The sequence below is a fragment of the Mesorhizobium sp. B2-5-7 genome (assembly GCF_006440875.1).
In the GTDB taxonomy this organism is placed as follows: domain Bacteria; phylum Pseudomonadota; class Alphaproteobacteria; order Rhizobiales; family Rhizobiaceae; genus Mesorhizobium; species Mesorhizobium australicum.
This window is the reverse complement of record NZ_VFUO01000005.1, coordinates 391702-404813: the sequence shown is the minus strand read 5'-3', so window position 1 is coordinate 404813 and position 13112 is coordinate 391702. Positions and strand designations below refer to the sequence as shown.

Sequence of the window (13112 nt, the reverse complement as noted above, 5' to 3'; positions counted from 1 at the left end):
ACATCAACTCGCCGGCTGCGGCTTGGCAAAGTTTGTGTCAGTGCTTCAAAAGCTGGCTCAGAAACGTCCAGGATGAAGAACATCGCGAGCTTGGTCCGCGTATGCTGGGGATTCTCGAAGAAGCTGTCCGGCTCGCCTTGCTCGACGATCTGGCCGCATCCGATTCCCCATACGCCGACGAGCGAGCATGGAGATGAACTGTTGCCGGCCGGCGGAAGAGCCAATAAAGACAACCGGCGGCTAGCTATCGGCTGGGCTGGGCGGCTTCGCAGCGCTATCGATCCACGTCGCCCAAAACGATGTCCAATGAACCTAGTATGGCGGTGACGTCGGCTAACATATGGCCACGGCAGAGCAGGTCCATTGCCTGCAGATGAGCGAAGCTCGGAGGACGCAGCTTGCATCGGTACGGCTTGTTCGTGCCGTCGGCCACCAGGTAGACGCCAAACTCCCCCTTCGGCGCTTCCACCGCCGCGTAAACCTCGCCGGCAGGCACACGAAAGCCCTCGGTATAGAGCTTGAAATGATGGATCAAAGCCTCCATCGAACGCTTCATGGCCGCACGTCTAGGGGGGACGACCTTGCCGTCGGTATTCGAAACCGGCCCAGGTCCCTCGCTTACCAGCAGGTCGACACACTGCCGCATGATCTTGGCCGACTGGCGCATCTCCTCCATACGCACCAGATACCGGTCGAAACAATCGCCGCTCCTGCCGACGGGTATATCGAAGCCCATCTCGGCATAGCACTCGTATGGCTGGGACTTTCGCAAGTCCCAGGCCGCACCTGATCCCCGCACCATCACACCTGAAAAACCCCACGCCCAGGCGTCACTTTGCGAGATCTGACCGATGTCCACGTTACGAAGTTTGAAGATGCGGTTGTCCGTCAGCAGCCTGTCCAGGTCGTCCACGGTTTTGTGGAACGGGTCGATCCAATTGCCGATGTCCGTGATCAAGTCTGGCGGCAGATCCTGATGCACGCCGCCGGGACGAAAATACGCGGCATGCATCCGAGAGCCGCTGGCCCGCTCGTAGAAGACCATCAGTTTCTCGCGTTCGACAAACCCCCACAAGGGCGGGGTCAGTGCTCCCACGTCCATGGCTTGGGTGGTGACATTGAGCAGATGAGAAAGGATTCGCGAGATCTCGCTGAACAGCACCCTGATCAGCTGGCCACGCCGCGGCACGGCTAGACCCATCAGTTTCTCGATTGCAAGGCACCAGGCATGTTCCTGGCTCATCGGTGCCACGTAATCGAGACGATCGAAATACGGCAGCGCCTGGAGATAAGTCTTGGTTTCGATCAGTTTCTCGGTGCCGCGATGAAGCAGGCCGATATGAGGGTCGACACGATCGACGACCTCGCCGTCGAGCTCGAGAACCAGGCGTAGCACGCCGTGAGCCGCAGGATGCTGGGGACCGAAATTGATGTTGAAATTTCGAACGGAATTCTCTGCCATCTAGCGGCTCCTTCGAGAGGGCCCGCCTAACTTCCTTCCTAGCCCGACGTTCCATCCGTGCGCCCGTCGGCATTGTTCCGCCAGATTTCGCCAGTCCAAACTCCGGCTCATGCCCAACCGCTTCGGCCAATTGACTGAGGAAATTCACCAGAGCAGCTTGCGGATCATCGAGTTCGCCGACGACCACTGAAATACCCCAACGCCCAAGCACCGCCTTCTCCACAGGGTTTCGGCTGGTCATCAAGATGAAAGAAGGAGGGCGATCTTTTTCATACCCGGATCGATGCCAGGTTTGCCACAGGCGATGCAACAGCAACCGGATGTTCGGGTCGGAGAGGCTACAGCCTATGAAGAGGATTGTGCTGCCAAGTGCATCGGAACGAAACCGCACATCGAGTGGGGAATTGAAGGAAAGCCGGTCGAGATAATCCGTTTCGGTCAGGACGAGGGAAGAATCCTCATCGAAGTCGCCATGGAACTTGACGATGTGGGTAACCCCCTGGCGGGCTTGCGCTGCATCGCGTGCATTGGCCACCTTGACGTATCGCCGACCATATCTCGAACGCCAGTTCCAGATTCCGGTCGTAATTCGTGGTATAGATGATGGGGAAATTGAGCATCACGATGAGGCGATGCAACTCCGATTTTTCGATCCGATCCTTGGCGAGCGACCAGTTCTGTCCATCCAACTGCGCAGCGGTCCGATGCTGCCATGCCGTATCCGATAGTACTCGGCTAGAGTTTGAAAACGGTCGCGTCGCTTCGAAAACTCGTCATCGATCCCAAGTTCTTTTGCCATCTGCTCGATCAGTTTTTCCCAAGACGGAAGCCCAACGCTGATCGAGACACCCGGCCCGACGAAGAGGATCGCACTACCGCGGCCGATAGCTTTTGCCAGTGATGCGAGACCATCGCTCATGGACAGGTGCCGGTGCTGGATGAGGCGCTCCAAACAGTTGCGGTCGCAAAGGGCATTGAGGTTCTCTTTCGCGTCACTGGCAATCGTTGGCGACCAAACCAAGAGAGCCAGGCTGTGTTCCAGCGACGGCGGTGCGAAACTTGCCGTGAGTGCCGTCGCGTTTGATGACCACTTGAGAGACCAGGGCAGCCGTCCCTATGGCAGGGGCGACAACCACCTACCGAAGGGGGACAACGGAAGCAGCCGGGGCGTGAGGCTTCCATCAGACGCTCGGCTTCTTTCTTGGCCAAGCACCGGGCTGAATTGTCCTTCACCAAAAAAGTGGCGGCCTTTAACAAATCTAAGTGAGTGCGAGCCTCATTCCTGTACATTCACCAAGTATGGAGGCCGAGATGAGCCAAAAGCGCCGCGATCTGGAGTACCTTGTTCAGCACTATATTGACTGCAGGAGGGGCAAACCTTGGCCGCTGTCAGTATCGGCGGCCGTGGTGGCGATACGGACAGTTTTCCGCGAAAACCTCGTTTCCGATCGTGAATTGGCAACGCTTATCGCCAGAGCTGCGATCGATCGAGGACAGGTTGTCGAGTTCGACCTCAATGAGCCTGCACAGGCGGCGTAGTCCCGATATATGCAGGTAGCTCGACCAATCCTCACGGCAGGGAGTCGCCAACCGGCGTAACTGGGGCGCGGCACGGATAGCTCTTCACGACGACCTCGGACTGCTCGTCACAATACGTGGCTGTTCGCAAACTCGGTTAGTCGCGCATATTGCCGTGGCGCTCTGCAGCTCAACGCCGGCGGATGAAGTCAAAGGCAGTGGCACGACCTGATCAGAAACAACACGCCGATTGCGTAAGGGACGAACAAAAGCACCATAGCCAACCAGTAGCCAGGTTGCGCCATCACCGCCAAATCTGATCCAAGCTGTTCCATTGGCTGTCCAACGCAGGACGGTCCAGCTTGTTCCCGGGGGCGACCTTAGAGCCCCCGGCGGGCATCCGGGTCTTACCATGATGGAGCTGCAGGCTCGGGCATTAGCCTCATTAGGTCTGATTATGCTTTCGCAGATCGTTGCGACGTAACATTTGTGCGCCTTCAGCCCAGCGAGTTTTTTAGGCAGGATGAACAGACAAGCGGTTGCCGGCCCTCAAGAGTTGACGGTCGATAGATATTCGACGCTTACTCACCCGAACCGGGCTGGGCGGAATTTGGCCAACAAGGGATATTCGTTTCCCGTCGCAATCTCGCCTGCAGCAGTTCGCCCGCGATCAGCCCGAGCGTCGCGCCACTGTGGCTGAAGGCAACGTGATATCGCAACCGGACGTCGGACGAGCCAAAATGGCCATGGAGGCGTTCTCGAAAGCCGCGTCGACTTGTCAGGCCATCACCACCTCCAACAAGCCAATCTCAGTACCGTTCATTATGCGAAAGCGCGATATGCAGCGTTGCTCATACAGGCAGGCACCGCCGTCTCAATGAGAGGTCGCGACGCAGCCAACTCCTTCAACACAATCCGCGTCGAACGTCCACGGATACGCCTTGAATGTCGTGCTTGGCAGCCGCAGGCGGGACAGTTCTCCACTTCGGCGAAGTATTCGTTCGGTCTGGGTCCAGATGGATGGGCGCTGGACGAAGCGTGACCCAGCAGCGGACCAACCTGTTCGGACTTAACTTGATGGCGCTTCGGCAGCGAGCGGGGGCACAAGGATTGACGAGACTTATCGGTTCACTAGCTTGAGCGGATGGAAATCAACCCGCCCTCTTCGTCAAACGGCTTCCTGCGAGGCTTTCGCAGCGACGCTATTTGGCTGATCGCCTCATTGCTTGTGGCTGGCGGCCTTGTCCTCGGATTCAGCCTTCTGGCCGAGGAAGTTGTCGAGGGTGACACGAGCGCATTCGACCGCGCCGTTCTTATGGCGTTTCGGAGCGCCGATCATCCAACGAATCTGATTGGCCCGCCGTGGCTTGAAGAAATGGGCCGCGACGTCACGGCCCTCGGCAGCGTTGCGTTCCTGGGTTTTGCATCGCTGGCGGCCATAGGTTACCTGCTGATAACGCAGAAGCGCAGATACGCCTGGCTGGTCACCGCCGCCGTGGCTGGTGGTGAGGCGCTGAGCACAGTTCTGAAGGTCGCGTTTGATCGCCACAGGCCCGACATTTTCCACACCACCAGAGTATTTACCGCTAGCTTTCCGAGCGGCCACGCGATGCTGTCCGCTGTCACTTTCCTTACGCTTGGAGCTTTGCTGGCCAGGGCAAGTCCTGATCGCCGGGTGAAAGGGTATTTCGTTGGCCTCGCGGTGTTCCTGACAATCATGGTCGGATTGAGCCGGATCTATCTCGGCGTCCACTACCCCACGGATGTACTTGCAGGATGGTGCGTGGGATCAGCTTGGGCAATCCTTTGCTGGTCGGCGGCCCATCTTATCGAACAGCGGCGCGAGTTCTGATCCCCTCACCTACCCTGTCTGTCGTCCCGAAAGAATGCCACGCCCATTAACTCCGTGAGAGCCAGACGGCTATCCGGTGGCCGGCCATCTGCGAGATTGCGCGAAGCATTCTAAAGCCTTGGCGTCCATCGGTCGGCCGAGCGCGTAGCCCTGCAGCAGGTCGCAGCCGAGCTCTTTCAAGATGCGCGCATGCTCCATCGTCTCGACGCCCTCGGCCACCACTTCGATTCCGAGCGACTTCCCGATCTCGATGATGGATGACACCAAACGGCGTTGCGGCAGCGAGCTGGTGATGGGTGTGATAAGCTGGCGATCGATCTTCAGTCGGCGCGGCTGAAGCTTGAGCAGACTGACGATCGAGGCGTAGCCCGTGCCGAAATCGTCGATCTCAATGTCGATACCGAGGTCCTTAATGTGCTCGATGTTCCAGGCCACGAGGTCGTCATTCTCATCGAGGAAGATGGACTCGACAAGTTCGAAGGAGACCGTACCTTCGCGGATGTTGAGCTTGCGCAGGCCATCGATCAGGTCCTTGTCCTCAAGCCGGCGTGCCGAAACGTTGACCGAAACGTGTGGAATGTCGAGGTGCTGAAGCTGCCAGCGCTCAAAGTCGGCCAACGCCCTTTTGAGGACCGTTCGGTCGATCAGCGCGACGACGTTCAGTTCCTCCGCTACCCTCAGAAAGACGTCAGGACCCAGGATCCCGCGCGTCGGGTGCTGCCAGCGTGCCAAGGCCTCCACGCCGACAATGTCCAAGGTGTCGGCGTCAAACTGCGGCTGGTAGAAAACGATGAATTCGTTGCGCTCGAGACCGCCCAGGATCTCGTCGGCGGTCCGCTTGGTCTGCACGATTTCACTTTGCAGCTCGTCGTTGAAGAACTCGTAGCGGTTTCGGCCCCGGCTCTTCGCCCGGTAGAGGGCGAGATCGGCGTTGACCAGGAGCTGCCGTGCGTCGAACCCCTCGCCCGTATTCGCCGCAATACCGATGCTGACGCCGAACCGGCATTGGTGGCCACGAAAATCGACGGGTTGCCGCATCTCATCGATGATGCGGTCGGCCAGCGCGGCGAGCTCGGCGTCGTCGCGCCCGGCGCAAATGACCACGAACTCGTCGCCGCCAATGCGTGCCACGAAGTCGGCTGGTCCCGCATTAGCCGTGATGACCTTCGAGGCATGCATCAACATGGCGTCACCGGCCGCGTGTCCGAGCGTGTCGTTGATCTGCTTGAATCGGTCGAGATCCAAATGCAGGAGCGCAGTTCGTTCTACCCGACGCGTGCTCGTAGCCAGCATGTCGTCGAGATAGCGGCGGTTCGGCAGCCCGGTGAGCGAATCGTGGAGCGCCACGTGTTCGATGCGCCCCTTGGCCACTTCAAGCTCGGCGTTCCTGAGTTCCGACAGATGCCTTTCCCGCACAAGGTTTTCATTGAGCTCGACGTCGCTTGTCACGTCCCATTCGGCGCCGATCATCCTGGGCGTCTCGTTGCGCTCCTGGAAATAGGTCGCGCGCGTGCGCACATGCCGGATCTCGCCATTCGGATGGACAATCCGGTATTGCGAGGAATAGGGGCCCTTCACCGCCGCCGCGGCATCGAAATCCTGCTGCGCCCGTTCGATGTCCTGAGGATGAATCACTGACGCCCAGTCATCATAGCCGCGCGGCTTCCGGTCAGCCGGCTTGCCGTAGATTTCGTTGACTCGGTCGTCCCACACCAGCTCGTTGGTGGCGATGTTGTGCTCCCAGACACCGATCCCCGACGCATCCAGCGCGAGTTCCAGGCGACCGGACAATCGCCTGAGCTCGGCGAAGTTTTTCTGCCTTTCGCCGAACAGCCGCCCCGCAACGAGAATGGGCAGGACGACAAGCGCACCGGCAAACAGCATGATCGCCCGCAAGATCCAGGGATTCTTCGCCGATGAGGCCCAGCCACCTTTTGGGATCGCGGCGATCTGCCAGGAACCGGACGGCAGGTGCACCGTCTCGGTCACGGGGTTGGCCCGCGTTATACTCTCGCCACCGAAAAAGCGATCACCAGTCCCGCCAAGGCCGTCCTTGCCGGTCAGGCCGATCTCGATGTCGAGATCGGCGTCCAAAAGGCCGCTTGCCCTATAGAGGCGCTCGACGTCAACGACGGCCGAGACGATGCCCCAGAAGCGCTCACCACCGCCCGCCGTCTTCACGAAGACCGGAAAGCGGCCAATGAAGCCGTGGCCGCCCTGCGCCAGGTCGACCGGACCGGCCAGCACGGGCGCCCGCAGGTCGCGCGCTTTGAGGGCGGCGGTGCGTTGGGCATCGTTCTTGCGGTAATCCAGGCCGATGGCCTTTTCGTTGCCAGCCATTGGATACATGAGCGAGATAACGAGGTCCGGCGCGCCGGCGATGTTGCGCAGTTGAGATTCCTGCTCAAGCAGGTTGCTTGCCAGCGCCGCAAACCTCTGTTGCCCCATATAGGGCTCGGTCACGATCGCCGAAACGAGGCCGCGCGTAAGCTGGAGATTGCCGTTGATGTTGCCTTCCAGCTTGGCCCTTATGATGTTCACTTTGGCCAACACGTCGGCGCGCGCCAATTGGCCTGAAACGAGCCTGCTTTCCCGGTCCGCCAAAACGGCGCAGATCACAAGGACCACAAAAGCGATCGCCGCCGGCACGTTTGCCGAAGAAAAAAACGACTGTCTCAACCGGCTGAGACTGGATGCGGTGGTGGCCAATTGACCCAAATACCTTTCCCGGGACTAACCCTCGGCCGACCCTAGTAGAAAGTACTTAAATTTGGTTTTCCATGATGCCGGGCAATTTCAGCATTGGGTGGCGCTCGCAAAGGGTCACGATCCGGCAGTGGGATCTCAAACAGCGGCACTCTTGCAAGCAGCGCTCCCGACGAGCATGCCCCACCTGCCTGGACGAGCAAGACGCGGCGCCTTCTGGGTGCATCGGAAAGGCAATTTGACGTGCCTGCAGGTTGGGAGCGGGCCGGCGGCCCCCGTCACTCTCACTTTCGATATCGCGCCATAATAGCGCTGAGCCAGTTGAACAGACTGATTTCCTCAGGTCGCCCCTCCGCCTCCTGAATGGCGGTGCGCAGCGTGAGCTCCACCAGATCATCTGCAGCCTCGACGGATTGCGCTCGATAGGAGCGGGCGACCAATCTGAGCGCGGCAATCAGGCGTGGATCTGTTGCGTCGGAAAGTTCATCTGCCGCAAACTGGAGAATTTTTCGGCTATCGGTTTGGTCTTGAAGCATGACTTCCATGGCTGTTCTGGGGCGGTTGTCACCGGAGCCGCGCTGACCATCAACGGAGGCGCGAACGCATAAAGCACCAGAGTCAATTTTGAAGCGTCCGCAGGCCGGACTGATAGAGCCGTTTACAGACTAAGCCGGGCATCGGACCGAGCAAGCTCAAATGATAAGTGAAGGGTAGTTGGTATCAATCCGACAATCGAATTGCCTCTGCCACGGGCCCCAGCTGGTGCTCTGGATTACCGCAATAGGGCGTGCCATCTACCAACATGCTGCCGGCTTGCTTTGAAGCGTCTTCACTTGGATTTTCTCGCTGCTTTTGAGCCTTGTGCGCTTGCAGCAGATGCTTTGACATCTTTTGATTGGGCCGCGACTGCCGCCAGCACCGGTCGGCTTCCGCAAAACCTGCTCGCTGTAATGACGTCTCGACCCCCCGCTGTGTCGCGTATCACCGCTCGGCAGTCGGAGCAGTAGGACGGCGCGTTAGCAGCATTTGAAGAGAGAGGCTCAGCCTGACCAGCTTCTTGTCATTCTCGTCCCGAATTTCAATCGCCAATTGATGTCCGTCGACGCCCTTCAGCGAGTCTCTAGCCAAGTCGATTAGACCTGCTAGCGCCTCGTTTCGTGCGGCTTCGATCCCCCCACATTCGATGCCTGTCTCATCTTTGATGAGCGCATCGCTTTCATAGGTGTCAAAGAAATATCTCGCCATCGAACCCACCTCCACCCTCACAAGCTCGTCGCGTTCCTTTGGTGAAGGTAGCCGGTCTCAAAGTCTCCGGCTCGAACGAGGCCAGGCCAGTCAACAGCGTGAAATCGGGAGCCCTCGGTAACAACCAGTCCGTCGCCTCGAAGATCCTGCAGCGTTCGGTTCACGTGCACGGCCGACAAGCCCAAGGCGTCGGCAAGTTCCGCCTGCCTAATCGGAAGCTCCGCCACATGGTCCTTGATAAGCCCCATAGAGCGAAGGCGGACGATGAGTTCGCACAGAATATGCGCCATACGGGCATACGCGTCGCGCCTTCCAACGTTGGTGACCCACTCTCGATATATAGCCGCGTCGATCAGCGTCGAGCGCCAAAACACCGTCGCTATCGAAGGATGTTGGTCGCAAATGGCCCGCAGCGCATCATGCCGCATGAAGCCAACGCTGACGCGCGTGAGTGGTGTGAAGGTGCAATCCAAAACAGACAGATGCATTCCGTGCAGATCAGGAATGTCGCCCGGAACAAAGAACGACGTGATCTGCCGTTTACCCTCCCCAGTCAATTTTGTGGACCCGACCAGACCCTCCAGGATGACAAATGAATGGGTGGGACGATCTCCTTCGCGCACAATGTCCTGATTGGCCTGAAAGTCCCGCTTCTGGAATTGAATTCCCTCCAATATACCGATATCTGAGTCCGTCAGATCACAGATTATCTGAAGCTTACGGGTCAAAATGCTCGGGGAAGTGGCCTGTGTCAATTTTTGTGACCGGATTGCGTTACGTGCCGAACTTGGGCCGGGCGCTAATGTTCCCCGCCCCCGGTCTGGGAAGGACCAGCTAACGGACCCGAGGCGTTTGCCAACTCAACGGCTGCAGTTCCGGGGCGCCTGGACCCTTCGCCAGAGCTTTCGCCTCTCGGACGAGTGATGCCCAATTCGTCCCGAGCAGCGATATGAACTCCCGCGCTGTGGCGCTGTGATTCCAGTCCCTTTCACGAGCTTTTGAACAATGCCGCGATCAGGTTCAAGCGTCATAGGACGGGATCCTGACTATAGACATTTGACGTATATTCCAGGCTCATTTCTCTCCCCGCGGCGAAGCCGAGGGCGTCGAAGTGCGTAGCGAGGAATGCTAAGCAGTTTCCGCTCGGGCTTTTCTTTATGCTGCGGCCGTCATGGGCATCGAGCCGGAACAAATCGGGTTGATTTCGGTTCGGAGAACCTGATCGAGGACCTTTCGGAGAACCTGATCGAGGACCTCATGACCACCACCTCCAATTCGCCAATGCGTCCAATTTTCATCTCCGGGCCCCCGATGCGCACGAGACGTAGAACCCCAGCCCTCTCGCTCGACGTCTCGCAGCGGCAGACACCTCCTCCTCGGAGAGGCTCAGAACTGGTTAGGAACCGGCAGACCTGGCTCGCGCAGATATATGGGCGGCCGTGATGTCGCCGTTGTCGCGGTTGGCCGCGCTGAGACGCATCCTGGGGAGCAGCCTGGGGCCGTTCGATGCATCAAATGGCCTCGGGCTCGATGGCGAGAGTTCAGTGACTGATCTGACGCCGGAGCAATCGCGGATAGCGCGAGGTCTGCTGAATTGGCCGCAGGTGCGGCTCGCCGTGAAGTCAGGCCTCAGCGAAGGTGCGATACGAGATTTCGAAAGCGGTCGCGAGTGCCTGGCCCTCGTAAACTTTCAGCGATTCGAAATGCATTTGAAGCGGGCGGCATTCGGTTCTCCACAGATGGCCCGATCAAAGCACAAGGTGAAGCATCAGCACTGGAGCAGTGCCCTGCGACCCGAGAAGGCGGTTAGGGAAATGCAGGCCGCCCCTTTGAAACCCAAGCAGACCAAATGCTGTAGCCGCGCGTGCGGTAGCACAGGGCAGGAACGACGCCTTAGCGAGCCGGGCGCGCTGCGGGCGTTTGGAGCGCGGGTGCGGCGGCAGCACCGGAGCAGAAGTTCGGGAAAGCCAACAAAGCCGCGGGATGAACCGGGAGCGAGCCGGCGGCCGCGGGTTGACATCGGCATCGACGCAGTGATCGACATGGTTCCGACCTCTGCCACAGCAAAGGAGAACCTCATGCCTTCATCCACAGCCGGATCAGCCGTGCGGAGCCCGATCTGGCCCTTTCAGCAGAGCTATGCCCAGTCACCGGATCATTTCTTCGCGCGTGCCCCTCTCCACCCGGTTTCAAACCCCAGGCTAATCCGGCTGAACGAGCCCCTTAGCTCTGGAGTTAAGGCTTGATCCCGATCAGCTCGGGAGCCCTGCTGGGATCGCCGTGCTTGCCGGGAACAATTTTCCAGATGGACTGCACCCTATAGCCTTAGCCTACGCTGGCCACCAATTCGGCAACTTCGTCCCCAAACTGGGCGACGGACGCGCAGCACTGCTGGGCGAGGTCGTCGATGTGCACGGAGTGCGTCGGGATGTCCAGCTGAAGGGTTCAGGACCGACCCGATTTTCGCGCAACGGCGATGGCCGTGCTGCGCTTGGTCCGGTGCTTCGTGAATACGTGGTCAGCGAAGCAATGGCTGCGCTCGGCACACCGACCACTCGAAGCCTTGCGGCGGTGCTTACCGGGGACCCAGTCTACCGGGAGCGCCGGCTGTCAGGGGCCGTGCTGACCAGGGTGGCAGCGAGTCATATCCGTATCGGCACTTTCCAATACTTTGCCGCCCGCAACGACATAGAAGCGCTGAAGCTCCTTGCCGATTATGCCATCCAGCGTCATTTTCCTGATGCGGCCAGGAAACCGAGATCTTACCTGGCTCTGCTCGAGGCTGTGATCGCGGCGCAAGCGGAACTGGTGGCGCGGTGGATGTTGCTCGGCTTCATCCACGGCGTCATGAACACCGACAACATGCCGATATCCGGAGAGACGATTGACTATGGACCGTGCGCGTTCATGGATTCATATGATCCGCAAGCGGTGTTCAGCTCCATCGAGCAACATGGCCGCACGCCTACGGCAACCAACCTCGGGTGGCAGTCTGGAATCTGGCACGCTTCGCCGAGACTCTGCTGCCGCTCCTGAGCGAGCGCGAGGGTGAGTCAATCTCGCAGGCCGAGCAGGCACTAGGGGAATTTCACGCTCGCTACGAAGCTATTTTACATCGCGGGTTCAGGGCTAAGCTTGGGCTGCTGAATGAAGCTGAAGGTGACTTGGACCTTGCCAACGATCTGTTAGATGTGATGGCGCGTGGGCGAGCGGATTTCACGCTCACCTTCCGCTTGCTGGGAGATGACCTCGACATCCCTGGCGCCCAAGCTACCGCGAGGCGGCTGTTTGAGGATCCCGGCCCCTTCGATGCCTGGTCGATGCGCTGGCGAAATCGCTTGGCGCGGGACGGCGGCGCCACCTCGACGCGCAAAGCCGTGATGCACGGCAGCAATCCCAAATTCATTCCTCGCAACCATCGCGTCGAGGCAATGATCAAGGCTGCGGTGGAGGACGATGACTCCGAATCTTCGAGCAATTGTTGGAAGTCGTGTCACGGCCGTTCGAGGAACAGCCCAAACTGTCCTATTACGCGGACCCACCTAAGCCGCACGAGGGCGTTCTGCAGACCTTCTGTGGCACGTGACATACGCCACCAACACGACTGAACTCTGTAGGGCCGCGGTCAAGCTAACGAGGCAGGCCTCAGGACGCGGGCGGCCGAGGCCTCTCGGAGCCAGGCGAAGGATCGATTGCGTCCGCCACCATCTCCCTCTTGGAACTGGGAAGGACCCTCATCAGCAGGATAAAAGTGGCGAGCACGAGGCAGACAGCGTTGGTGACTATGATGGGCCATTCGCCTTTGATGATGCCGAAAGTCAGCCACAGCGCGAAGCCCAGCACAGTGATGGCATACATCCACGCGGATATGCCAGCTGTGTCCCGGGTCTTGATGATCTTCCAGGCTTGAGGGGCAAAACTGGTCATTGAGCACAGCGCTGCCAGCGAACCGATGAGCGTGACCTTTTCCACGCAACCAACCTCCAACGGCAAAGTCTTTGGTACCGAGGGCACAGTGCTTCCCCAGTTGGAAGCCGCCCAGAGAGAAGCCAATCACAGCACTGGCCGCGATGGCCAGGGACGCCCTGCCGCACGGGGATGTTTCCACACAATCTGCCAGCAGATCAGAGCGGTTCTGGAGGTGGTGATCAGGTTCGAAGCTCAGCCGCTTTGAGCCGCGACAGCAAGTCGCGGGACGCTTGGATAAGGCGCCGTGTCTCCTCAATGGTACGAAGCAAGTCATCAGCGCTCGCCCGCGCCCGACGGATACCGAGGTGAGCTGCTTCCAAATAAACCTTGCGTGCTTGCCGGGGATCACTCATCGCTCGC

At 59.3% G+C, this 13112-nt stretch carries 8 protein-coding genes and 3 pseudogenes; 3 read left to right on the top strand and 8 right to left on the bottom strand.

What is annotated here, in order from left to right:
• Positions 1–274 precede the first annotated feature (274 nt).
• Together FJ543_RS23000 and FJ543_RS22995 are read right to left on the bottom strand one after the other, a co-directional pair.
• Complete coding sequence (locus FJ543_RS23000) at positions 275–1462, bottom strand: NADH-quinone oxidoreductase subunit D (RefSeq protein ID WP_140877395.1); 1188 nt, start codon at positions 1460–1462, stop codon at positions 275–277.
• A gap of 112 nt (positions 1463–1574) precedes the next feature.
• A pseudogene (locus tag FJ543_RS22995) lies at positions 1575–2381 on the bottom strand (SIR2 family protein); the annotation flags it as partial.
• Positions 2382–2773: 392 nt separating this feature from the next.
• On the opposite strand from FJ543_RS22995, the gene FJ543_RS22990 reads away from it, so the two are divergent.
• Positions 2774–3001, top strand: coding sequence for a hypothetical protein (locus FJ543_RS22990; protein WP_140877393.1), 228 nt, complete (start codon positions 2774–2776; stop codon positions 2999–3001).
• A gap of 564 nt (positions 3002–3565) precedes the next feature.
• Here FJ543_RS22990 and FJ543_RS31965 read toward each other — a convergent pair.
• A pseudogene (locus FJ543_RS31965) lies at positions 3566–3693 on the bottom strand (D-amino-acid oxidase); the annotation flags it as partial.
• 431 nt (positions 3694–4124) lie between these two features.
• Between FJ543_RS31965 and FJ543_RS22980 the strand changes: the two are divergent.
• Positions 4125–4832 (top strand): phosphatase PAP2 family protein, encoded by a 708-nt coding sequence (locus tag FJ543_RS22980; RefSeq protein WP_140877391.1) that lies wholly within the window; start codon positions 4125–4127, stop codon positions 4830–4832.
• A gap of 69 nt (positions 4833–4901) precedes the next feature.
• Here the strand turns inward: FJ543_RS22980 and FJ543_RS22975 are convergent, their stop codons facing one another.
• The 4 genes from FJ543_RS22975 to FJ543_RS22960 form a co-directional block, all read right to left on the bottom strand.
• Entirely contained in the window at positions 4902–7511 is a 2610-nt protein-coding gene (locus FJ543_RS22975; protein ID WP_181174068.1) for an EAL domain-containing protein, read from the bottom strand.
• A 311-nt stretch (positions 7512–7822) separates the two neighbouring features.
• Positions 7823–8083: a hypothetical protein gene (locus tag FJ543_RS22970; RefSeq protein ID WP_140877387.1), complete on the bottom strand. Its 261-nt coding sequence runs from the start codon at positions 8081–8083 to the stop codon at positions 7823–7825.
• A gap of 436 nt (positions 8084–8519) precedes the next feature.
• A complete protein-coding gene (locus FJ543_RS22965) occupies positions 8520–8783 on the bottom strand; it encodes a hypothetical protein (RefSeq protein WP_015316685.1) in 264 nt (87 codons plus the stop codon).
• A 17-nt stretch (positions 8784–8800) separates the two neighbouring features.
• On the bottom strand, positions 8801–9538 hold the full coding sequence (locus tag FJ543_RS22960) for a Crp/Fnr family transcriptional regulator (protein ID WP_140877385.1): 738 nt from the start codon (positions 9536–9538) through the stop codon (positions 8801–8803).
• A gap of 1323 nt (positions 9539–10861) precedes the next feature.
• Between FJ543_RS22960 and FJ543_RS22950 the strand changes: the two are divergent.
• Positions 10862–12369: pseudogene (locus FJ543_RS22950) on the top strand (protein adenylyltransferase SelO).
• A 59-nt stretch (positions 12370–12428) separates the two neighbouring features.
• On the opposite strand, the gene FJ543_RS22945 reads toward FJ543_RS22950, so the two are convergent.
• Positions 12429–12755, bottom strand: a complete 327-nt coding sequence (locus tag FJ543_RS22945; RefSeq protein ID WP_140877383.1) for a SemiSWEET transporter — start codon at positions 12753–12755, stop codon at positions 12429–12431.
• Positions 12756–13112: the final 357 nt, after the last annotated feature.